Raw genomic sequence first — 23178 nt, forward strand, 5'->3', positions numbered from 1 at the left:
CCGAGCGGATGAGCTAGGAGCCAACAAGAGGAGTGCCGGGCAGTTCATCAAGGAGATAGCGCTGGATCGTCGGACCGACAAGAGAGGCGAGGCTCTCAGCCTCTAAGGGGCTGACCTGGTCCAGGCCGGCCACCCAGCGGGCCATGCCCAGCCCGATGATCTGGCTGGCGATGAGCTGAGCGCGCAGCTCAGGGCGATCCGGGCAGAACCGGGTGACGATCGGCTGGAGGATGCCGCCGGCGATAAAGTCCCGGAAGGGCTCGATGGTGCCGTCCCCCTCAATGGCGGCCCGCACCACGGCGGTGAAGTTGTCGCCTCCGGCCGCGTCCCACAGGGAGACGAAGGAGCGCACGATCCCCTCCCCCACCTCATCGGGCTCCAGTTGGGTGATCGCGGCGGCCCGCTCCACGAGGTCGGTGTTCTCCCCGGCGATGGACTCGATGATGGCTTTGGCGAAGAGCGTGGCCCGGCTCGGGAAGTAATGGTGGACCAGAGCGGGGTCCACCCCGGCCTCGCGGGCGATTCCGCGCAGGGATGCCTGATAGCCGTCGCGGGCGAAGGCGGTGCGGGCAGCAGCGAGGATCGCCTCGCGGGCGTCCGGGGAGCCCACGGGACGCCGTCCACGCGGGGTCACGCCGCAGGATCCGTTCGGAGCGAAGGATCGAGTGCCGACATCGGTCTCATCATGACGCCGTTGCGGGCATGCCGGGAACCTCAGGCAGTTCCGGACGGCGCTGACGCCGCTGCGCCAGAAGCATGAGGGCGAGCTGCGGACCTGTTACTTTGAGCATGTCCGCGCTGATCGGACCCACCGGAGTCATACTGCGGTTAAGCCGATTCATCAAGCGGGTCGTTGACCCCATATGCGCCCATGCCCACTGCTCATCAGCCCAGAAAACCGCCACGAAGTCGTTGAACAGCACCTTCGCCGGCTGGAATCCAAGAGTCTGCTCCCACGGGATGAACCCGACAGAGAGCCCCGAGGTGTTGTCCCAGATGCCGTGGTCATCAATGACCAGAGCTGGGCGGAGCAGCATCCGCACACTCAGGAAGCCGAAGAAGCCGAAGACGACGACAGCCAGAAGTCCAATGACGAAAGGAACCATCTCGAACGGCTGAGAACCCAGGCAGCCGATGACCATGAGAAGACCGACCAACACGAAACCGATGGACCCGACGATCTGGAAAATCGAACGCCCCTTCGTGCGGGGCAGCTGAAGCGGAGGAAGATCCGACATGTCCGCATTCTCTCGCACTGGGGACAGGCTGGCCATAGGCTGACGGAACCGAATACCTACCGGAGGCGCTGGAGGCCGAAGGGCAGGAAGCGAGGCCTCTCGATGACATCAGCAGGACTATGGTGGGAGCGAAAGATCCGGCTACGACTGGAGGCGCCCGCACATGGGCATAACCACCGCCATAACTACCGTCACAACCGCCCCCAAGAATGTGCACTGGCGAGCAATCGGCTTGTTCGTCGCGGTAGCGATGGGATCCGCTTTCGCCCTGGATGCGGTATGCGCTGCAACCGGCGGCTTGGGCACGCCTCAGGGAAAGCTGATCCTGGTCACCCGCATGTTCTCCCCCGCCCTGGCCTCATGGGTGGTCTGCCGCTTCGTCACCGGAGCGTCGTGGCTGCGCGCTGTCGGGCTGCGGCGCGGTTCGCCGCGCTCGGGCAACCGGAGACGCATTCTGACCTCGGCGCTCATAGGGATCCTGGTGGTCATGGCCGTCACCGCCGCCTACCTCGCACTGGCGATCACCGTCGGTTGGTTTCACCCGGACTGGGCCATGACCGAGCAGATGGAGAAGCTGGCGGCCCTGGGCTCCTCAAAACCGCTCCCACCGGCGCACATCTTCTTCATCCTCACGGTCGTCCAATGCCTCGTCGCCGGATGCACGATCAATGCCATCGTGGCTCTCGGCGAGGAGACCGGATGGAGGGGATGGTTGCTCTCCGCCCTGTCTCCGCTCGGCACGACGCGCGCCGTCGTATTCACCGGTGCAGTGTGGGGCCTGTGGCACGCCCCTCTGATCGCCATGGGATACGAGTACGAGCATCAGATCCCGGCTGCACTGGGCATCGTCCTGTTCACCATGTTCTGCATGGCCTTCGGCACCCTGCTGGCATGGTTGCGGGCACGATCGGGCAGCATATGGCCTGCGGCGATCACGCATGGAACGCTGAATGCCTTCGCGACCCTGCCTCCGATTCTGGTCGCTCCGGAAGACTCCTGGGACCTGGTCACGTCCAGTATCGCGGGCGTACCCGCGGTGCTCATGATCATGGCGATAGCAGCAGTCCTGCTGAGCCGCCAACGCATCGAGCTGACGTCAGGCACTCGCCCGGAGGCCCTGGACAACATGACATGACCCGCGGTACCGGGTTGTCTCTCCCGGCCCACGGGCCCTTGTCACCGAGGCGCTCCGCACCCGTGTTCCCAATCGGGGGAGCTCTCCTCCTTCGCCAGAGCGATCGGTCCCGGGCTCCCTTAAACCCGAGCCATCTCGGATGAAGCTGGTCACCGGGTTCCCCAACCCTCACAACCTCGCCCGTCCGGCGGTGATTCATATAAAACACGTTGGAGCTGAATGCACACCCCTCCTCCGGCTGTGAAGAATCTGAGAATACAATCCCTGCAGATATCGTGCAGATCTCGATGAATCCCGGCGGGCCTCGCGGGCACCGCATGCACCGCAAGCACTCGGTGCGCAGCCAGCAGCGGGCAATGACATTGAACTGAGCAGCGTAGACAGCCGTAGACAGCACAGAAACAACCGCCCGTGCGTGTTGTCGTGTCGTGCGGGGCGCAAGCGCGCCCGGAGGAGGTCAGCCCCACAGGCCGGCTCGCTGTGCAAGCACGGCGAGCGCGGCCGGTCCGGCGCTCGCCGTGCGCATGACGTGCGGCCCCAGCCTTACTGTCGTCGCCCCGGCCTCCTGCAGGGCGGCCGTCTCCTCAGCACCGATCCCGCCCTCGGGGCCGACGATGACGGCCACCATCGGCCGTTCGCAATCATCCGGATCCGGCAGGCGCACCCCGCCGATAGGCGCCGCCGCCTCCTCGTGGAGTACCAGGACCACTCCCCCGGTCTGCGTCGTCTCACGCACCCACCGGGTGAGAGAACGTGTAGTGAGCAGCTCCCCGACCTCGGGCACCCAGGCGCGTCGCGCCTGCTTGGTGGCCTCCCGAGCCGTCGCCTGCCACCGGGCTCGCCCCTTGGCGACCTTCGCCCCTCTCCATACCGACACGCACCGCTCCGCCTGCCACGGCACTACCGCATCGACGCCCAGCTCGGTCGCAGTCTCCACGGCCTGCTCATCACGACCGCTCTTGGCCAGCGCCTGGACGAGGACCATTCGCACAGTCGATTCAGCTTCCTCCACTCGTTCCCGGACCCGTGCGGTCAGGCGGTCCCTAGCGCCGTTCGCACCGGCCCGCACCACCTCGCAGACGAGCCGCAGGCCAGCGCCATCGACCAGGTCCACACGCTCTCCGACCTGCAGCCGTCTCACCGTGACAGCATGGCGGGCCTCGGTTCCGGTCAGCGTCAGCATGTCGCCGATACGAGCCGTCTGCGCACCACCAGCCGGTTCGAGCGTACGGGGGGTCATGATGAAGACGGGAGCAGTCACAAGCGCAGCCTATGGTCGTTGTCGAATCGACCGGGACCGGCACAGCCGCCGGTGCTAGCGTCGCGGGCATGACCGAGCCGCAGCCGCCGCTTTCCGACCGTTCTCCCTCCCCCACGAGACCCGGGTCCGCCAGATCCGCCACTGCCGCCACCGTGGAGGACTATCGGCACAACCTGGAGACGGTTCGCGCCCAGATCGTCTCCGCCGCCGAGCGCGCCGGACGCGACGCCGCCGAGATCCGTCTGCTGCCCGTGTCCAAGACTGTCCCCGAGGAGCGGCTGCGCATCGCCCACGCCGCTGGCATCACCCATATGGGTGAGAACAAGGTCCAGGAGGCCAAGCGGAAGGCCGAGAACCTGGCGGGCCTGGGCATCCACTGGGCCGTTATCGGCCATCTGCAGACCAATAAGGCCAAGGATGTGGCGGCCTTCGCCGACGAGTTCCAGGCCCTGGACTCCCTGCGCGTGGCTGAAGCCCTCGACCGGCGCCTGCAGGCGGCAGGCCGGGACCTGGACGTCTACGTGCAGGTCAACTCCTCGGGCGAGACCTCCAAGTTCGGACTCGAGCCCGGCAAGGTGCCGGCCTTCCTGAAGGCTCTACCCGCCTACTCCTCGCTGCGCGTGCGCGGGCTCATGACGCTGGCCGCCCACACCGAGGACGAGGCGCGCATCCGCGAGTGCTTCCGCCTCATGCGGTCTCTGCGCGACGCCGGGCTTCAGGCCGGCACCATCGGCGATGGCCAGCTGTCGATGGGCATGAGCGGAGACTTCGAACTCGCCATTGAGGGCGGCTCGACCTGTGTGCGGGTCGGACAGGCGATCTTCGGACCGCGCCCGACCCCGGACTCTCACTACTGGCCCGAGGACGGTGCCGCACAGGCAGCCCCCTCAGAGCCATCAGAGGCCTAGCACGGCCCAGCACGGCCCAGCGACGAGAGGCGCCCGTCCTCAGCGGCGTCTGGACTTCCCCTTGAGCTTGCCGAACAGGGATTCGTCCTTGGCAGGCGAGTGGCCGTCCTCGCCTCGTAAAGCGGCGAGCTCTGTGAGCAACTGATGCTGCCGATCATCCAGCTTGGTGGGCGTCTCCACCACGATCTGGACATGCAGGTCGCCGCGCCCGGAACGGCGCAGGCGCCCTACGCCCAAACCGGAGAGAACCACCTCATCGCCGCTCTGAGTGCCCGGCTTGACCGACACGGTCCGCTCGCCGTCCAGGGTCGACAGCGGGAAACTCGCTCCCAGCGCCGCCGCCGTCATGGGCACGCGCAGTTCGGTGTACAAGTCGTCGCCAGTGCGCGAGAGGGCCTCATCGCGGGTCTCGTGGATCTCGACATACAGATCACCGTTCGGACCGCCAGCCGGACCGGCTTCGCCACGCCCGGACATGCGGATACGGGTTCCCGCGGACACTCCGGCCGGGACGTTGACATCAATGGTGGTATGCACGCGCTTGCGGCCCTCGCCGTCGCATTCGCGGCACGGAGAGGCGATCACAGTGCCGAAGCCCTGACAGCGCGGGCACGGGGAGGAGGTCACCACGTTGCCCAAGAAGGAGCGCTGCATGCGCTGAATGGAGCCTTGGCCATTGCACTCCGAGCAGGTCACAGGCCTGGTGCCCTCGGCGCAGCATGAACCGCCGCAGGTCTCACAGGTGACGTAGGTGTCGATGGGCAGAGTCTTGGTCGCCCCGAAGGCCACGTCGACCAGATCCACCTCGAGGGCGACCAGGGAGTCCTGGCCGCGCCGCGCCCGGGAGGCCGGGCCGCGCGAGGCCGCGCCGCCGCCGAAGAACGCCTGCTGGAGGAAGTCCCCGAAGCCGCCCAGGTCCGAGGCGCTGAAGCCCCCCGCCCCGAAGCCGCCGGTCACGGCATCCTCGCCGCCGAGGTCGTACATCTGACGCTTATCGGAGTCCGCGAGGACCTCATAAGCGGCATTGACGGCTTTGAACTCGTCCTCGTGGCCGGGGCCGGCCACATCGGGGTGCAGCTTGCGGGCCTTCTTCTTATAGGCCCGCCTGATCTCGTCGGTGGTGGCCTGGCGGCTCACGCCGAGGATCTCGTAGTAGTCGCTCACGCTTGGTCGTACTCTCTGAGTCGGTGTCGGAAGAGGTCTTGGAAGAGGTGGTAGGTGATCTCCGGCCGGGACGGACCGGATGCAGTGGTCGCGGAACAGCCCGGGCGGCACCCTGATGCTGGTCCTCTATGGGATGGCGTCGTCGGTCTCGGCCAGGAAGCGGGACAGATAGCGGGCCACGGCCCGCACCGCGGCCATGGTGGCCGGGTAGTCCATGCGAGTGGGACCGATAATGCCCAGGTGCGCGACGACGTCCCCGGCGCCCGCCCCATAGGAGGCGGTCACGACCGAGGCCTCGGACAGCGCATCGTCGTGATTCTCGCTGCCGATCGATACGCGCATATCCGCGCTGGCCCCCGAGCGCGACAGCCCGGAGGCGGGGTCATCGGTGAACAGGCGCAGCAACACCACCTGCTCCTCGACGGCGTCCAGCAGCGGGCCGAGCGAGGAGAAATCGGGGGTGGCGCGGGCCAGGTTGGCGGTGCCGGCCACGACAATGCGCTCCTCGCCGTCGGGACGCAGCGCTTCGATCAGCTCATCGGCCACGGCAGTCAGCAGGAGCCTGTCCTCCTCGGGAGCCCGCTCGGCCAAGGAGGTGAGAATGGGGACGACGTCGGCAGCGATGCGGCCGACCAGTGCGGCATTCATGCGGGTGCGCAAGGACTCCAGGACCAGTGGATCAACCACGCGCCCTGCGGGCATGGAGACCGTGCGCTGCTCGACGCGGCCGGTGTCGGTGATGATCACGAGCAGCACGCGTGTGGGCCCCAGGGCAACCAGCTCGAGGTGACGTAGAGCTGTGCGACGCAGACTGGGGTACTCCACGACGGCGAGCTGTCCCGTGAGCTGAGCCAGGGCCCGCACGGTGCGGGCCACGACCTGCTCCAAGTCGACAGCGCCTGACAGCAACGCGGTGATGGCACGGCGCTCAGGAGCAGACAGGGGCTTGACCCGGGCGACCTCATCGACGAAGAGGCGGTAGCCCTTCTCGGTGGGCACGCGTCCGGCGCTGGTGTGCGGCTGGTGGATGTACCCCTCATCCTCCAGGGCAGCCATGTCATTGCGGATCGTCGCCGGAGACACGCCGAGCCGATAGCGCTCGACCAGGGCGCGCGAGCCGACGGGCTCCCGGGTGCGCACGTAGTCCGTGACGATCGCTGAGAGGACCTTCAGTCGGCGGTCGTCGGCCATAGTCGCCCTCCTTCCTCGCCGGCGGCCTGTTAGCACTCGTGGAGTGTGAGTGCCATCCTACGCCGGAGCTCGGCGGGTCAACGGCGCTACCGGCGTGACCTTCCCCTACCGTGCCCAGGGTGAACGCGACGCCCTACCGCTCCCGCCCGACTCCCGGTTCGACCGTCGAACGCCGTAAGGCGCTGCGCGCCCAAGCGGCCGCGGAGACCGCCGGCAAGCCCCCCGGCCCGCGGCCCGGCGGACGGCGCCCATCAACCACGGGGTCCGCAACTCCTGCGACGGCGCGACCGTCCAACTCGAATCGCTACGGAGGCGACGTACTGGCGGCTGATCCGCACCGAACGGGTCCGCACGCGACGCGACCCGAATCGGTGCATGTGGCCCTGGAGCGCGGCATGGTCCTGGAGGATCGGGAGACCGGCTTCGTCGGGGCGGCGGTGGCCGTGGAGAAGTCCGGTGGGCGCCACATCGTCGTCCTGGAGGACCGCCGGGGCGTGCGCCGCGGTTTCCCCCTGGGCGGTGGCTTCTGGTTGGAGGGGCGCCCCGTGATCGTCGATCCTCCGCGGCCGCGTACCCGGGCGCCCCGGGGGCCGATCAGCGCGGGCGGTCGCAAACTCACGGCGTCGGGCTCCTATGCCGTGGAGGGCGAAGAGGCGAAAGTCGCGCGGGCCTCGCGCATCTGGGTGGAGGGCAAGCACGACGCCGAGCTGGTCGAGAAGGTGTGGGGCGATGACCTGCGTCATGAGGGCGTCGTCGTGCTCATGCTCGACGGCGTGGACAACCTCGAGGAGGTCATGGCCGACTTCGGCCCCTGCCCCGAGCGGCGCGCCGGCGTGCTCGTGGACCATCTCGTGGCCGGCTCCAAGGAGTCCCGGATCGCCCAGGGCGTGTGCGACATGCCCGGCGGCGAGAATGTGCTGGTGCTGGGTCACCCCTATGTGGACGTGTGGCAGGCGGTCAAGCCCGAGCGCGTAGGGCTGCGGGAGTGGCCCCGCGTGCCGCGGGGCACCGACATCAAGCACGGCACCCTCGAGGCGCTCGGCTGGCCTCACGCCACCCAGGCGGATGTGGCCCGGGGCTGGCAGCGGATCCTGGCGACGGTGCGCACCTACAAGGATCTCGAACCGAGCCTGCTGGGCCGCATGGAGGAGCTCATCGACTTCGTCACCGCCCCGGGCACCCGCTGACCCCTCCCCCAGCGCCCAGCACTACGGTCGGTCGAGCTCCCAAGCCCGTCGGAAACTCGACCCATGAGTATGCGGGGTGCCCCAAGACTCCCCAGTGGTTCAGTCGTCGACGAGGGCAAGGCGCCGTCCGGCGCGGATCAGACGCACGTTATTGGCCAGCAGCAGCACGACACCGAGCCCGCCGACCGCCTTGACCCAGAGGGGCTCGGCGATGAACAGGCACACCATCACCGCCAGGACCGGTACAAGGCGGGTGAGAGTCCGCACGACGTAGCCGCCGAAGGAGGGCATCTCGACTCCCCGGGAATCGGCCACGAACTTGACCATGAAATTGGGGCCGTTGCCGATGTAGGTGATCGCCCCGCACAGCACCGCGCCCAGCGAGATCGACACGAGGTAGACCTCGGGCACCCCGGCGACAGTGGCACCACCGGGGTGGGGCACCTGCCCCGCCATTTCGAAGAATGTCGCGTAGGTCGGGGCGTTGTCCAGCACAGAGGACAGTCCCCCGGTGAAGATGAAGAAAGTGACCTGGTTCAAGGGCAGAGACCCCGCCACCTCATCGAGATAGTGCAGCGCCGGGATCATGGTCAGGAAGATGCCGATGAACAGGGTGGCGACCTCGGCGATCGGCCCCCACTCGAACTGGTTGTCCTCGAAACGCGCTCGTTTGTCGCCCAAGATGTAGGACGCCCCGGCGGCCGCAAGCATGATGATCTCGCGCAGCGGCACCCAGTCCATGGCGGTGGCGTGCCCGGCCTCAATGGCCTCGGCATTCACGGACGGCGCGAAGGCGACTGCCAAGATGATGACGAGGAACCATACGAAGTTGGTGGCTCCGCGCAGTCCCAGCGGCTCGATCTCCGTGCGATCCAGGCGGACGGAGGCGGCGGGCTCCTGCGCGTGGTAGTAGGTGTCCAGGGAGAAGTAGGCGGCCAGCAGCATCGCGTTGACGAACAGCCACTCCGGGAGGAGATGGAGAGTCCAGGTGAAGGGCACTCCGCGGAGGAATCCGAGGAAGAGCGGCGGATCGCCCAGGGGCGTGAGCAGACCGCCGCAGTTGGCCACGATGAAAATGGCGAATAGCACCGTGTGGACCCGATACCGACGCTCGGCGTTGGTGTTGAGCAACGGGCGGATCAGAAGCATGGCCGCGCCAGTCGTACCCACGAAGCTCGCGAGAACGGCTCCGATGGCCAGGAAGACAGTGTTATTGCGCGGGGTGGCCTCAATATCGCCTTTGAGGAAGATACCGCCCGAAACGATGAAGAGCGCCAGAAGCAGAGCGATGAACTGCCCGTACTCGACGACGGCGGCGAATACGATTTCCCATCCCCCGGCAACCCACATCCATACGGCCACGGGCAGCCCCAGGACCAGAGCAACAGCGAGTTGACTGGAGCGCCGCTCCCACCAGTGCGTTGTGGCCGGCACGAGTGGAAGCACCGCAATGCCGGCAAGCATGGCGGCGAAGGGCAGGACGGACCACCACTGCAACTGCACGATGAACTCCTCGGATCGGGGCGGCGGAGAACCGCCGTGCCCGCCCACTTTACGACGACCCGCGCCCCGCTTGCCCGAACCGTCCGTGAAAAGTGCTGAAGTCTCCTTAGTCCCCTTTTGACCCCCTTAGTCTTCTCCCCCTTTCCCGGACTCCCTTGACTCCCTCTCAGCGTCCGCAGTCCGGCAGAGGGTTGGGCATGAGCGTCGGGTTGAGAACCGCCCCCACAGGGCCGCGTGCAGAGCGGTTGTCCAGCACGATCGGATGCGTCAGGGCCTACTTGGGGACGATGCTGACCAGCCTCGGCGCCTTGACGATCACCTTGCGCACACCGCGCCCGTCCAGGGTTCGCACAACGCCGGGAGCCGCCAGGGCGAGCTTCTCCAGCTCGGCCGGATCGATAGCGGGATCCACTTCGAGGCGATCACGAACTTTCCCCTTGACCTGAACCACGCAGGTCACGGCCTCCGCAGCGAGCAGCGACTCATCGCTCACCCGCGGGAAATCCTCGTGGGCGAGCGAATTCTCGTGGCCTAGTCGCCTCCAGATCTCCTCGCTGATGTGCGGGGCGACCGGAGACGCCATGAGGACGAGCGCTTCAATGGCCTCACGCGGCACTTCCGCCAGGCTCGTCAGGTGATTGTTCAGCACGATGAGCTTGGCGATGGCCGTGTTCAGGCGCATGCCCTCATAGTCATCGCGCACGCCCACGATCGTGCGCGCCACCAGACGGCGGGTGGCCTCGTCGGCGGGCGCGTCGACCACGGTGACCTCGCCGGTGGCCTCATCAATGACATTGCGCCACAGGCGCTGCAGGAAGCGCTGAGCCCCGGCCACGGCACGGGTGTCCCAGGGACGGTCCTGGTCGAGCGGCCCCATGCTCATCTCGTAGACGCGGAAGGTGTCGGCGCCGTAGGCGGAGTACATGTCGTCGGGCGTGACGATGTTCTTCAGGGACTTGCCCATCTTCCCGTACTCGCGCCAGACGCTCTGCCCGTTCCAGGTGAAGGTCGGCTCGCCGTCGGCGTCGTCGGGCCCCTCCACGACCTCATCGGCGGGAACGTACTGGCCGCGCTCGTCCTTGTAGGCGTAGGCCTGAATGTAGCCCTGGTTGAACAGGCGGTGATAGGGCTCCGAGGAGGACACCACGCCGAGGTCGAACAGGACCTTGTGCCAGAAGCGCGAGTAGAGCAGGTGCAGGACCGCGTGCTCCACACCGCCCACGTACAGGTCGGTGCCGCCGGAGGTGTTGCCGTCCTCGGGTCGCGGCCCCATCCAATAGGCCTCGTTGGCGGGATCGACCAGCGAGTTCTCATCGGTGGGGTCGATGTAACGCATCTCGTACCAGCACGAGCCCGCCCAGTTGGGCATCGTATTGGTCTCACGGCGGTACTTCTTGAGGCCGTCGCCCAGGTCGAGCTCGACCTCCGCCCACTGCTCGGCCTTGCCCAGAGGAGGCTCGGGATTGGAGGCGGCGTCGTCGGGGTCGTAGGAGCGCGGGGAGTAGTCGGTGACCTCCGGAAGCTCGACCGGCAGCATGGACTCCGGCAGGGCGTGGACGCCGCCCTCGGAGTCCCACACGACGGGGAAGGGCTCGCCCCAGTAGCGCTGGCGGCTGAAGAGCCAATCGCGCAGACGGTAAGTGACGGCGCCCCGCCCGGCGCCCTTGGACTCCAACCAGGCGATCATGGCGGCCTTGGCATCATCCTTGGACTTGCCATCCAGGCTGATCTCGTCATTGGCGGAGTTCACGGCATTGCCGTCGCCCGTATAGGCGCCTCCGCTCAGGTCCACGCCGTACGGATCATCAACCGGACCGATCGTCTGGACGATGTCGAGGTCGTACGTGGTGGCGAAGGCCCAGTCGCGGTCATCGTGAGCGGGTACGGCCATGATGGCGCCGGTGCCGTAGCCCATGAGGACGTAGTCGGCCACGAAGATCGGCACCCGCTTCCCATTGACCGGGTTGATGCCGAACAAGCCCGTGAACACACCGGTCTTGGTGCGATCCTCGGCGGTGCGCTCGGCCTCGGTGGCCGCGGCGGCCCGGGCGCGGTAGGCGGCCACGGCCTGCGCGGGCGTGGCAGCGCCACCCGTCCAGGCCTCCCGGGTGCCCTCGGGCCAGGAGGCCGGCACTGTCAGGGCGGCGGCATCGACGTCCGTTCCCTGGCCGAGCACTCCGCCCAGCAGCGGGTGCTCGGGTGCCACCACCATGAAGGTCGCGCCGAAGAGCGTGTCGGGCCGCGTGGTGTAGACGCTCAGGTCGGCAACTGCCGAGCCGACCTCTCGAGCGCCCTCGACGGCGAACCCCACCTCGGCGCCCTCGGAGCGGCCAATCCAGTTGCGCTGCATGAGCTTGACCTTCTCGGGCCAGTCGACCGTGTCCAGGTCTTCGGCGAGACGGTCGGCGTAGGCAGTGATGCGCATCATCCACTGGCGCAGGTTGCGCTTGAAGACCGGGAAGTTGCCACGCTCGGAACGGCCCTCGGCCGTGACCTCCTCATTGGCCAGAACGGTGCCCAGACCCGGGCACCAGTTCACCGGGGCGGACGAGACGTAGGCCAGGCGATGGGAGTCGACGACCTCGGCCCGCTCGGAGACGCTGAGGCTCTCCCACGGACGGCCGTCCGGAGTCGGGACCTCTCCGCGCTCCAGTTTGGCGACCAGCTCGCTCACGGGCCGGGCGGCTCCCGCTCCCCGTCCATCACGGCGGACGGCGTCGGGATCGAACCAGGAGTTGAAGATCTTGAGGAAGATCCACTGAGTCCACCGCACGTAATCGGTATCGATGGTCTGGATAGAGCGACGCGGGTCGTGAGACAGGCCCAGGCGCCGCAGCTGACGGCGCATGGTGGCGATATTGGCCTCGGTCGAGATCCGCGGGTGCTGGCCGGTGGCGACAGCGTACTGCTCGGCGGGCAGGCCGAAGGCGTCGTAGCCCATGGTGTACAGGACGTTCCTGCCGGTCATGCGGGTGAAACGGGCAACGACATCGGTGGCGATATAGCCCAGCGGATGCCCCACGTGCAGTCCCTTGCCCGAGGGGTAGGGGAACATGTCGAGCAGGAAGAACTTCTTCTTGTCAGCAGCCGGCCCTGCGAGCGCGCCCACGGGATTGTCGGAGTAGAAGGTGCCCTCGGCCTCCCAGCGATCCTGCCAAGAGGTCTCGATGGTCTCGGCCAGGGCGGCCGTGTATCGGAACGGCGTCGCTGACTCGCCCTGGGGGGTCTGATTCTCCGTCATTGAAGGAGCGCTCTCTTCCGTCGTGTGTGAGATGCCGGTGGGCGCACGCCCCCTGCCCCGGAGAAGGAGGGGAGGCGCCTGCTGACACTCAGCCTATCGCTGGTTCGCGCACCTTTTCGGCGCCGTCCGGGTGACGGGTGCGAGGTGCAGATCACGGCGAGGGCTCCGACCGACCGCGCACGAGCCTGTTGATGGCGACCCCGAACGCCGGTGGGACAGGTCGGCTATGACCGGCTATGACCGGCACAGCGTGGGGCAGAGCTCAGGCCAGAGCGGGTGAGTCTATCCGGACCGGCACGAAATCTCCCCAGCCGTCCTCTCGCAACCCGTCTCGCAAGCGGGTCATCGTCTCATCGAGCTCATCGCCGCCGGCCGCGCGCGCCGACGACGGCGCGATATCAGCGGCCTTATGCAGCGGAAGCACGTGGATGTGCAGATGGGGCACGTCCAGTCCGAGAACCACGATGCCCGGCCGCACGGCACCGAAAACCCGTACCTGGGTAGCCGCAATGCGCTTGGCCACCACGGACAGGTGAGCAATGGTGGGCTCGTTGGCGTCGATGTATGACTCGTGCGCAATACGCGGCACGACCAGGACATGGCCGGGGGCCTGCGGCTCGATGGTGGCGAAGGCGACGCACACGTCGTCGGCCCAGACGAAGCGCCCGGGGATATCGCCGTCGATGATCTTGGTGAAGAGCGAGGTCTCAGCGGTCTCGTTGGTCTCGGGGCCTGTCATGACCCCAGCCTAGGCCAGCACCCACAAGTGGCCCACCGGTACGACCGCATCGGCACGCTCGCTGGACGGGTCCCCGGCCGCACGGACGGCGCACACCAGCGTCGCCTCACGCCGCTTCTCCCCCGGTACGACAGCCGACATGGTGCCACGATCGGTCACAGTCACCGAGGTGTCCAGGCCGATACCGGCCAGCGCGAGGTGACGCAGAGTCCTGGGGCAGTCTTTGATACGCCCCACAACGGCGGTCTGTCCCACACGCAGGTTGTCGATGCTGCGCAGCTCGGGCTGGACGACGCGCCCGTCGGCAGCGGGGATCGGGTCGCCGTGAGGATCCCGCACAGGATGTTCGAGAGCCTCGTCGAGCGCCTCGAGGAGCCTGTCCGACACGGCGTGCTCGAGGATCTCGGCCTCGGCATGGACTTCGTCCCAACTCAGTCCCAGGCGCTCAACCAGATACGTCTCCAGGAGGCGGTGACGGCGCACCATGCCGGTGGCCAGGCGCTGGCCATCGACCGACAGCGTGACGGCCTTGTAGGGCTCATGCTCGAGCAGGCCCGCCTCGACCAGACGCCCGACGTTCTCCGATGCCGTGGAGGGAGCCACCTTCATACGACGGGCCAGGCCGGTGATCGAAGCACCCGAACCGCCCCATTCGGAGGCGGCCCACACCGCCTTGAGATAGTCCTGAGTCACAGTGGAGGCCTCAGCCGAAAGGTCCGCCTCATCAACCGGGGTCACCGCAGCATCGCCACCCAGCCGTCCCAGAAGGCGACGAGGACCGTGATGATGACGGCCATGTACATGGCACCGGCGATCAGCCAGCGCGCTTCGTACAGGCGCCCGGCCGCAGCCCGCGACAGCCCGAGGTGTCCGCGGCGCGCAGCCTCACCCCAGGTGGCGGCGCCGATAGGAATCGTCACGGCCCACACCAGCATGCAGAAGGGGCACAACTTGCCGAACACAGTGATCGAGACGATCAGGAACCACACGACGAAGGCAATGCCGCCGACGGTCCCGGCCGTCATCGCCCACCACACCCAGCGGGGCAGTCGCCCGCCGGAGGCGAGCAGGACGCCCGCGAACAGCAGCACCGCGAAGGCCATCGCACCGACGAAGGAGTTGGGCACGCCGAGCAGATTGCCCTGCCATACGTTCAGGGAGTCGCCGCATGACACCAATGGGCTGATGTCGCAGGACAGATTCGCCAGGGGCTCCCTGATGAGTTTCAGTTCGCTGACCATGAGCTCCCAGGAGGCGGCGATGCCGATGAGCGAGCCGATAATGAGCAGCCAGGCGTAGCGACTCGACGCGCCGGTGGCTGTCGGCCAAGCGGATTCACCGCCCTGCTCGAAGACCTCGACGGCGAGGCCATCGGACTCCCCGGATTCGCTGGCGAGATAGGCCTGAAGCTCGTCCTCGCTCATGGCGTCGATCTCCGCCTCAGTGGGCACATGCGCCATCGTTGTCTCCTCATGGTCCGGTTTCGTCTCAGCAGGTGCGGTGAAATGTGATGGTCCCGCGGTGGTTTCATTGTGCACTATCGTCGTCATAGCGGCTCATCCGGCTTCGGGCACCGGTTCCCATGCGCCCACGGTGACCGAGGCGTCGGGGTGAAGGGTCACTGTGCGCCAGGCCAGCAGACCGCCATCGGAGTCGAAGGACAACACGTGCATATAGGCGTCCTGGGTGACCCTCCCCAACGAGGTCCCACCCTTGCCCGCCCCGGAGATGAGCTGGGCGACGTCGAGATTCCCTCCTCGAGTCGTGCTCATCCCCCGCTCCTCGTGGACGTGCCCGGCTACGAGCAGAGGAGCACAGCCATCGTCGACGAGCGGTCCGAAGGTGTCCGGCCGATGGATGAGGACGACATCCGCTTCATTCCCCTTGCGCGCGGCATCGCAGGAGACGCCGGCCAGGCGCATCCCGATGTCTGTGGCATTCTCCTCGCCGCGCTGGAACGTTCTTCCGGCGGGACTGCGCTCCGGATCGACCTCCCCGAGAACCCGCAGACCACCGACATTCTCAACAGTGCCATCCGTCACCGTCCAGCCGATCGTGCGCAGACGCTCGGCCGTGGAGGCCGAGTCGTGGTTGCCTATCGTGGCCACGCGAGCGACGCCGTCGGGCACCGCGTCGTCCAGCGCATCGACGCAGATCTGCTCCGGATCAGAGCCGGTCATGGTCAGATCGCCATCATCCATATGAACCGTGGCGCCGGCCAATGCGTCGAGCAGCCCCGAGAAGGCGATGACGTCGAGGTTGCAGTGCAGATCGGTTGTCATCACCGCCGTGATGGAGCCTTGTCGGCCGCCGGAGCGGGCCGTGGGTGCATTCGAGGAGGAGTCGGTGGCCGTGGAGGACGCCTCGGCGGAAGGGACCGCACTCCCCGATGCGGCGGAGGCGGAGGCGGCGTCCTGAGCGTCCCGAGCGACCCGATCGGTGTCGACCGCGCCATCGGCGGCCGTCACATCCGTCGTTCCATCAATGGTCTGTGAAGCCTCCCAGGCGGCCCGGAGGTTGGCCTGGGCGGCGGTGTAGAAGGCGGTGTTGTCGTCCAGGAAGGCGGAGACGCGGCCGCCGTAGGCCTGCACGACATCGCCGATGCGCCCGGAGACGCGTGCTCGTTCCAACGGGGTGCCTACCAGGACCTCCAAGCGGTTGCCGGTGACCGGCTCCGAGCGCAGGGACGGCACAAGCAGTGCGACAACGGTGACGGCAGCGGTAGCGGTGAGCAGGCTCGAGGCCGCAGGCCTGCTGAGCCCTGCACGCACGGCGTCCCGCAATCGCCCTCTGGTGGCCAGACGGCCGGCGGCCACCAGGCAGAGCATGATCGACTCCAGCAATCCGGCGCGCCTCAGGGCGTCATCGACAAGGGCTCGCAGACCACGCTCGATGGTGAGCTCGGGATGGGTGACCAGAGACAGGTATGCGGCGCCGTCGGAGCTCAGAGCCTCACCGAGCGCGGACTCCGAGACGGCAGCGGGATCGGCCTCTCCCGGGACCTCCTCCAATTCCACCCGCACGCCCAGTATCCCGGCGGGCGAGTCGAGAGAGACCTGTCCCAACGGCCCCATGTCAAGGCTGAGAGTGGAGTCGAGGGTCGTCGACCACTGCGCCTCGTGAGGGCCGACGGGACTGGAAGCCGTGGCTGTGGCCGCGCCGACGCCCAGCGAGACCAGGGACACGGCAGTGAGCAGGACAAGGGTGCGTGTGATCTTGCGGAAGCGGACGGTGCGGGCCGTCCACCACCGTGAACAGGATTCACGACCGCGACGCAGCACTGCTCCAAGCGAGCCAAGCGCACTGGATGCGCTGGTCGCCGTCCGCCTATCCCGGCCCGTATGCGTCTCCGTCTCTGACTCCTCCTTCACAGCTCGGGCCTAACGATCCCTGGCGATGCGCGCCGCCAGCGCGGTGACGTAGTCAGCGGTGTCCTCCCAGCCAGTGACGGCGCGACAGGGCACGCCCAGAGCTTTGACGGGATAGTCATTGCCGCCGGTGTCGAGTCGATCACCCACGAAGAGCATGGCATCGAAGGGGATGCCGGTCTGCTCGGCCAGCCGGACCATGCCGTAGGCCTTGTCGACGCCCTTGAGGGTGATATCAACGCTCGTGGAACCACCGGAGCGAACCTCGAACTCGGGGAGTCGGACGGCGACCGCGTCGCGCAACCTCCCTTTCTTCTCCCCCGTAGGATCCCAGGCTTTTTTGGCATTCAGCGGCGCCTCCTGACCCAGCGCCGAGAAGGTGATCTGAGATCCGCGGTTCTCGAGAATCGCACCCCAGGTCCGCTCCTCCCACAGCCCCAGCCGGCGGGCCTCGGCCTCCACGACAGCGAAGCCCTCCTCGAGCTGCGCAGGAGTGAAGTCATTGGCGTAGACGAGTCGCCAGTTCTCCTCGCCGGCACCATCCGGTGAGGACTGATCCGAGGGGCCGGCCGAGGAATGAACGTAGTACCGGGTGCCGCATGTCGGCATGAGATGCAGGTGGGAGAGCTGACTCCCTGTGGCGCCCAGGTGGGCCAGGACCTGATTGCGGAACTGACTGATCTGCCCGCCGGAGATGACGCATACGGGAACGACGTCGAGCAGGGCGCGCAGCGCGGTGGCCATGGGAGCGGGCAACGGGGACTTGGAGGGCGCCAGGGTCTCATCAAGATCAAAGGCGACCAGCCGCGGGACGATAGCGTCCGGCGCAGTGGACAGTGCCTCAGAACCTTCAGAGTCTTCAGGGTCTTCAGGGTCTGCAGGGTCTTCAGAGGCTACGGTGTCGTGGGAGTCGGCCATGGCCGCATTGTCCCGCACCTGACTGCGCGTGCGCGGTAGCGGGGAACCAGGTGTCGCGCACATGCGGTAGACGCGCACAGTCCCACAGTCCTTCTGAAGCTTTCTCAGCGCAGCTTTTTGACGCCGCCCGCCGGCCGGAGGGCGCCTGATCGCCCTTGAGCAACTCTGAGCGCGTAGAACCGGAACGGGCAGCGCCCCGTTCAGTGACCCTGACCCGAGTCCTCGGGGTGACGCAGGTGCTCTCGAGCGACGGCCAGGGCCTGAGCGCGGGCCTCCTTGTCCTCACGGCGCCCGCGTACGACCAGCGCTGTAACCGACACGGCCAGGCCGCCCCAGATAATGACGATGGCAACGAGCATGAGGGTGATCGCGGGACCGGTCATCTCACTTCACCTCCTCATGGGCGTCCAGATCGAGCGGGGTGAACTGGTCCACCGGCGTCCTCCAGGGGATCACGGTCAGCACGATGGTCGCCACCGCCCCCACGAAGAGCATGCCCCATCCGAACACGGCCTCGAAACCGTGCGAATACGTGTAACCGTCATGTGCGTAGGACCATGCGGTCTGAACGAACATGTAGCCGAGGAGCAGGGGGACGACGACCGCGATCATCACCCGCCACCATGTCCCCACCACACGGGTCTCGGAGACCACGTTGAGATGGCGCTGGAGGACCTTGAAACGGCGCAGGACCAGGCCCAGTCCGAGGCACATGATGATCGCCGAGGCCACGACACCGATGTTGTTGATGTACGCATCGACGACATCGAGGTCGTACAGCCCCGAAGAGGTCCCGAAGAGCACGAAGGACAGGACGGCGCTGGGCAGGCCGCAGGCGAAGGTGGCCGTGATGTTGGACCACCCGAACTTCTCGGCGATCGCAGGCGCCACGACCTGGATGATGGAGATGAAGGAGGTCAGACCCGCCAGCGTGAAGGAGGCGAAGAAGAGGAAGCCGAAGATCGGCCCGCCCGGCATTTGGGAGATGACGGTCGGGAAGGTCACAAAGGCGAGGGCGGGTCCCGAGATGCCCTCGAGTTCGCCGACCGTGACGTTCTGCACGTGCGCCATGAAGCCGAGGGTCGCGAAGACGCCGATGCCGGCGAGCAGCTCGAAGGAGGAGTTGGCGAAGGCCGCCGTCAGCCCCGTGCCCACGAGATTGGAGCGACGCTTGAGGTAGGAGGCGTAGGTCAGCATGATCCCGAACCCGATGGACAGTGAGAAGAAGATCTGTCCGAAGGCGGCCATCCATACCCGGTAGTCGCCCAGCTTGCTCCAGTCGGGGGTGAACAGGGTGTTGAGTCCATCGGTGGCGCCGGGCAGGAGCATGGCGCGCACGACGAGCATCAGGAACATGACGACCAGGATCGGCAGGAAGACCCGGTTGGCGCGTTCCACTCCTTTGGAGACGCCACGGGCGATGACATACAGCCCGAACGCCCACACGAGCACCAGCGGGATGATGACGCCGGCGATCGGCTCGGCGGAATAGGCAGGAGTGCCGGCTTCCGAGACCTCGCCCAGACCGATGTAGTCGCTGAAGAAGCCGGAGGCGTCATCCCCCCAGGCGGTGGTCAGGGAGAAGATCGTGTAGCGCAGCGCCCAGGCGACGATGACGGCGTAGTAGGTCATGATGACGAAGCAGATGACGACATGCCACCACCCCAGCCACTCGAACTTGGTGGATAGGCGCCGGAAGACGGCCGGGGACGACCCCCGGTAGCGGTGCCCCAGGGCGTAGTCGAGGAGGAGAACGGGCACACCCGCGGCCAGGAGGGCGACCACATAGGGGATCATGAAGGCGCCGCCGCCGTTGGAGTAGGCGACGCCGGGGAATCGCCAGATATTGCCCAGCCCGATGGCTGAGCCGATAGCGGCCATGAGGAAGCCGAACTGGCCACTCCACTGCTCGCGTGCGGGCACCGAGGACGTGGGGGTGGAGGACATGATGAAGCCCCCTGTAGGTGATTGGGCGGTCGTCTTGAGGCGGCGTCGTGCACACGGCGTCGCCGACCTGCGGGAAGAACGCAGAGACGGTGAACCCGGGCACCCTATCCCTGCTCACTGAATGACACTTCAGTGTTTCACGATTTGGAACATCAAGACCGTGAAGCGCCGTAAAGCGCCATCAAGCACCGTACAGCGCTGTCTTGGCTGTCTTGATGTGTTGAGCGGATGTTGAGCGGAGCGGGACTACTCGATCCGGGAAGCCTGCCAGGCGGCACCGACGATACCGGCGGTGTTGAGCAGGGCGGCGGGCACGATCTCCGTGTGCAGCTCAAGCAGCGGCAGGAACTTCTCGTGCTTCTTCGACACTCCCCCGCCGACGACGAACAGATCCGGGGAGAAGAGCATTTCGACGTGGGAGTAGTAGCGCTGCAGTCGTTTGGCCCATTTCTTCCATGACAGATCCTGGAGAGTCTTCTGCCCCGAGGAAGCACGGGTCTCGGCGTCGTGGCCATCGATCTCCAAGTGGCCGAGCTCGGTGTTGGGCACCAGGGTGCCGTCCACGATGACCGCCGAGCCGATACCTGTTCCCAGCGTGGTGACGATGACGGTGCCGCCCACCCCCTTGGCAGCGCCGTAGGCGACCTCGGCCAGGCCCGCGGCATCGGCGTCGTTGAGCGCATAAGAGCGTCGACCGAGTGCCTGCGTCATGAGCTCATTGACATTCAGCCCCACCCAGGACTTATCGAGATTGGCCATGAACCGGACGGTCCCGTGCACGATGGGAGCAGGAAAGGTGATTCCGACGGGCACGTCGGGCTCGACGCCCAGCTTTTCGATGATCTGCCCGCACACCTCGGCCACCGCCTCGGGAGTGGAATGCTGCGGGGTGTCGATGCGGACGCGCTCGCCCGCGAACTCGCCGGTCTCCAGATCGACGAGGGCTCCCTTGATGCCTGATCCGCCGATATCGATCCCGCACGCCACCCGGGTCACCTGGCTCATGACAGCCTCCTGAGAATCTTCTGACCAGTACGGGCTGAGAATATAATAGAAAGCGGTTGCCCAGGGACCGATTGTCCTCGGATTCCGGGGCAATCATGATGCACGGAGGTTGGGCACCGGCGGGGTTGCACTCGGACCCGGCCGTCGACTACGACCGGGTCCGATGCCGACCTTTGCCACCGCCCCCGTCATCGGCTCCGCTGCGGGTCAAGCCCCGGTGCGGGACATCGCCGCGCCCGAGAGCCTCTTGGCCCACAGATACAGCCCTAGCGTCATACCAGCGAAGAGCAGCACGCCGATGATCTCGGAGACGGTCGTGAAGCCGGCGCCGACGACAGCGAGAGGCTCGTCTTTCCCAGTGGCGGCAACGATGCCGGCCAAGGCCACGCCGAACAGGCTCTCCCCCACGATCAGCCCGGTCGCCGCCAGGGTGCCCAGCCTCTTCGTGCTCTCCGGATCCGCGGCCCTCGCCGCCCAGCGATCGTAGACCAGACCCGCCAGAGCGCCGATGGGAATGATGAGGGTCAGGCCCATCGGCAGGTACATGCCCATGCCCACGGCCAGCGGCGGCAGGCGCAGCCTGTTGCTCGAAGCGCGTCCGAGCAGCTCGTCGATAATGACCACGACCGCTCCGATCACAACGCCCAGGCCCAGGAGCCCCCAGTCGAGATCGCCGCCGAAGACCCCCTTGGCCAGCGAGGACAGAAGCGCTGCCTGAGGCGCCGCCAGGGCATTGTCAGTCGCGCCGGGCGCACCGGCGAAACCGAAGCTGTTATTGAGCAGTTGCAGAACCGGCGGAATAACCACCGAGCCGAAGAGAACGCCGATGATCAGGGCCACCTGCTGCTTCCACGGGGTGGCGCTGACGAGCTGTCCGGTCTTGAGATCCTGGAGGTTGTCGTTCGAAATGGTGGCCACCCCGAAGACGACCGCGGCGGTGAACAGGGTATAGGCGATCAGCGCATCACCCTGATCAGACGACTGTGCACCGTGCACGACCTTGATGAGCAGAGCGGCGGTGATCACAATGAGAATGCCGACCCCGGAGATAGGACTGTTGGAGGCGCCGATCAGACCCGCCATATAGCCGCAGACGCCGGCAACGGCCAGGCCGATCAGCAGCACGAAGAGGATGCTGACGACGACCATGCCGGTCGCGTGATGGGCGATGGGCGTGTGCCGCACGAACAACCACAGCAGCAGCCCGATGGGGAGCATGGAGGCCAGGGTCACCCAGGCGACCACGCGCATGGACAGATCGCGCTCGGAGACGGGCACCTCCGTCCCATCGTGACGTGCGCGGGTGGCCGCCAGAGCCTCCTTGACCCCTCGGACGATGGGCAGAGCGATCTTGGCGAGGGTCCAGATCGCGGCGATCGCCATGGCCCCGGCCCCCACGAAGCGCACATCGGAGCTGAAGATACCCGACACGATCTCGCCGAGGTCGCCGCCTGCGGGAATCTGACCGGCAGTGCGCAACGGCAGCATGACGCCGAAGGAGATCACCAGTCCGACGATCATAGCGATGCCGACGGTCATGCCGACGAGGTGGCCCACACCGATTAGAGCCAGCGAGAGACTGGCGCTGATCATGCTTCCGCCGGAACCGACGCGAAAGGTCCTCTCAATGCTGCCGGCCACGACCTTCATCGCCGCCAGCAGGGCGAGGCCGGCAGACGTCAGGCCGCCCACGACGATGACGAGCAGACCGCGCTTGTTCTCCTGCACGCCCTCGGCGCTGTCTCCCACGCGCAGCACCTCTGCCGCGGCCACGCCTTCCGGAAATGGCAGGTCCGATCCGGTGACAAGCGCACGTCGCAGGGGAATCGAGTACATGACGCCGAGAACACCGCCCAGGGCGGTCACGAGTGCGGTCTGCCAGTAGGGGAAGCCGGTCCACCAGCCAATCATGACCAGGCCGGGCAGCACGAAGATAATGGCGGACAGCGTGCCAGCCGCCGAGGCGATGGTCTGGACGATATTGTTCTCCGCCACGGAATGATCGCGGAAATAGCGCAGAATCGCCATGGAGATGACCGCTGCCGGGATAGAGGTGGCGAAGGTGAGGCCGACCTTCAGGCCAAGGTAGACATTGGCCGCGGTGAAGACCAGGGTGATGAGGCCTCCGATGATGACGCCTCGCACCGTGAGCTCACGTGCACCTGGTGCAGCGGGAACAGTATTGCTGGACATAGCACTCCTACAACATAGGGGCACCGCAGTGGGGATCAATGGGGATCGGTGGGCGCCCACAGATCACAATACGCCTCGATGGGAGAATTCCGTAAAGAAATGCAGGCCTTTCTACCGCACAGGATGCCCGGTGAGCAGCGCGGCCGGGCATTAGCCCCCGTGATCCGAGGAAGATCTTCA

The 23178-nt window shown here is 66.7% G+C and carries 19 protein-coding genes; 3 read left to right on the top strand and 16 right to left on the bottom strand.

The window, feature by feature from the left end; all coding sequences use genetic code 11:
- Positions 1–13: 13 nt before the first annotated feature.
- Positions 14–634 carry a TetR/AcrR family transcriptional regulator gene (locus tag W5W_RS0110845; protein ID WP_029574266.1) on the bottom strand — a complete coding sequence of 207 codons (621 nt, stop codon included), beginning with the start codon at positions 632–634 and terminating at the stop codon, positions 14–16.
- Positions 635–683: 49 nt separating this feature from the next.
- Complete coding sequence (locus W5W_RS0110850; protein ID WP_008732664.1) at positions 684–1238, bottom strand: STM3941 family protein; 555 nt, start codon at positions 1236–1238, stop codon at positions 684–686.
- Between the two features lie 163 nt (positions 1239–1401).
- On the opposite strand from W5W_RS0110850, the gene W5W_RS0110855 reads away from it, so the two are divergent.
- On the top strand, positions 1402–2373 hold the full coding sequence (locus tag W5W_RS0110855) for a CPBP family intramembrane glutamic endopeptidase (protein WP_017195405.1): 972 nt from the start codon (positions 1402–1404) through the stop codon (positions 2371–2373).
- Positions 2374–2830: 457 nt separating this feature from the next.
- Here the strand turns inward: W5W_RS0110855 and W5W_RS0110860 are convergent, their stop codons facing one another.
- Entirely contained in the window at positions 2831–3634 is an 804-nt protein-coding gene (locus tag W5W_RS0110860; RefSeq protein WP_008732716.1) for a 16S rRNA (uracil(1498)-N(3))-methyltransferase, read from the bottom strand.
- A gap of 68 nt (positions 3635–3702) precedes the next feature.
- On the opposite strand from W5W_RS0110860, the gene W5W_RS0110865 reads away from it, so the two are divergent.
- Entirely contained in the window at positions 3703–4542 is an 840-nt protein-coding gene (locus W5W_RS0110865) for a YggS family pyridoxal phosphate-dependent enzyme (RefSeq protein ID WP_232611788.1), read from the top strand.
- A gap of 39 nt (positions 4543–4581) precedes the next feature.
- Here W5W_RS0110865 and dnaJ read toward each other — a convergent pair whose 3' ends face one another.
- Positions 4582–5706 carry a molecular chaperone DnaJ gene (gene dnaJ / locus W5W_RS0110870; RefSeq protein ID WP_017195406.1) on the bottom strand — a complete coding sequence of 375 codons (1125 nt, stop codon included), beginning with the start codon at positions 5704–5706 and terminating at the stop codon, positions 4582–4584.
- Between the two features lie 126 nt (positions 5707–5832).
- Positions 5833–6897, bottom strand: a complete 1065-nt coding sequence (gene hrcA, locus W5W_RS0110875; protein WP_017195407.1) for a heat-inducible transcriptional repressor HrcA — start codon at positions 6895–6897, stop codon at positions 5833–5835.
- A gap of 119 nt (positions 6898–7016) precedes the next feature.
- On the opposite strand from hrcA, the gene W5W_RS0110880 reads away from it, so the two are divergent.
- Positions 7017–8084 carry a DUF3097 domain-containing protein gene (locus tag W5W_RS0110880; RefSeq protein ID WP_081486241.1) on the top strand — a complete coding sequence of 356 codons (1068 nt, stop codon included), beginning with the start codon at positions 7017–7019 and terminating at the stop codon, positions 8082–8084.
- A 99-nt stretch (positions 8085–8183) separates the two neighbouring features.
- Here W5W_RS0110880 and W5W_RS0110885 read toward each other — a convergent pair whose 3' ends face one another.
- From W5W_RS0110885 to W5W_RS0110935, 11 genes are all read right to left on the bottom strand, one after another.
- The gene (locus tag W5W_RS0110885) at positions 8184–9587 is read right to left on the bottom strand and encodes a sodium:proton antiporter (RefSeq protein WP_017195409.1); all 1404 of its coding nucleotides are present in this window, start codon (positions 9585–9587) and stop codon (positions 8184–8186) included.
- 274 nt (positions 9588–9861) lie between these two features.
- Positions 9862–12828: a leucine--tRNA ligase gene (locus W5W_RS0110890; protein WP_017195410.1), complete on the bottom strand. Its 2967-nt coding sequence runs from the start codon at positions 12826–12828 to the stop codon at positions 9862–9864.
- A gap of 262 nt (positions 12829–13090) precedes the next feature.
- Entirely contained in the window at positions 13091–13567 is a 477-nt protein-coding gene (locus tag W5W_RS0110895; protein WP_017195411.1) for an HIT family protein, read from the bottom strand.
- A gap of 9 nt (positions 13568–13576) precedes the next feature.
- Positions 13577–14305 carry a metal-dependent transcriptional regulator gene (locus tag W5W_RS0110900; RefSeq protein WP_017195412.1) on the bottom strand — a complete coding sequence of 243 codons (729 nt, stop codon included), beginning with the start codon at positions 14303–14305 and terminating at the stop codon, positions 13577–13579.
- Positions 14302–15027 (bottom strand): vitamin K epoxide reductase family protein, encoded by a 726-nt coding sequence (locus tag W5W_RS0110905; protein ID WP_017195413.1) that lies wholly within the window; start codon positions 15025–15027, stop codon positions 14302–14304. Before W5W_RS0110905 ends, W5W_RS0110900 begins: the two co-directional genes overlap by 4 nt.
- A gap of 96 nt (positions 15028–15123) precedes the next feature.
- On the bottom strand, positions 15124–16938 hold the full coding sequence (locus W5W_RS0110910) for a metallophosphoesterase family protein (RefSeq protein WP_238533332.1): 1815 nt from the start codon (positions 16936–16938) through the stop codon (positions 15124–15126).
- Positions 16939–16947: 9 nt separating this feature from the next.
- Positions 16948–17853: an HAD family hydrolase gene (locus W5W_RS0110915; protein ID WP_238533333.1), complete on the bottom strand. Its 906-nt coding sequence runs from the start codon at positions 17851–17853 to the stop codon at positions 16948–16950.
- Between the two features lie 200 nt (positions 17854–18053).
- On the bottom strand, positions 18054–18236 hold the full coding sequence (locus W5W_RS0110920; protein WP_008732755.1) for a methionine/alanine import family NSS transporter small subunit: 183 nt from the start codon (positions 18234–18236) through the stop codon (positions 18054–18056).
- Between the two features lies 1 nt (position 18237).
- Positions 18238–19800: a sodium-dependent transporter gene (locus W5W_RS0110925; RefSeq protein ID WP_008732659.1), complete on the bottom strand. Its 1563-nt coding sequence runs from the start codon at positions 19798–19800 to the stop codon at positions 18238–18240.
- Between the two features lie 246 nt (positions 19801–20046).
- Entirely contained in the window at positions 20047–20805 is a 759-nt protein-coding gene (gene ppgK / locus W5W_RS0110930) for a polyphosphate--glucose phosphotransferase (protein ID WP_008732698.1), read from the bottom strand.
- A 207-nt stretch (positions 20806–21012) separates the two neighbouring features.
- Positions 21013–22998 carry an OPT family oligopeptide transporter gene (locus W5W_RS0110935; protein ID WP_008732650.1) on the bottom strand — a complete coding sequence of 662 codons (1986 nt, stop codon included), beginning with the start codon at positions 22996–22998 and terminating at the stop codon, positions 21013–21015.
- Positions 22999–23178 lie beyond the last annotated feature (180 nt).

This window comes from Actinomyces massiliensis 4401292 (assembly GCF_000269805.1).
Lineage (GTDB): Bacteria > Actinomycetota > Actinomycetes > Actinomycetales > Actinomycetaceae > Actinomyces > Actinomyces massiliensis.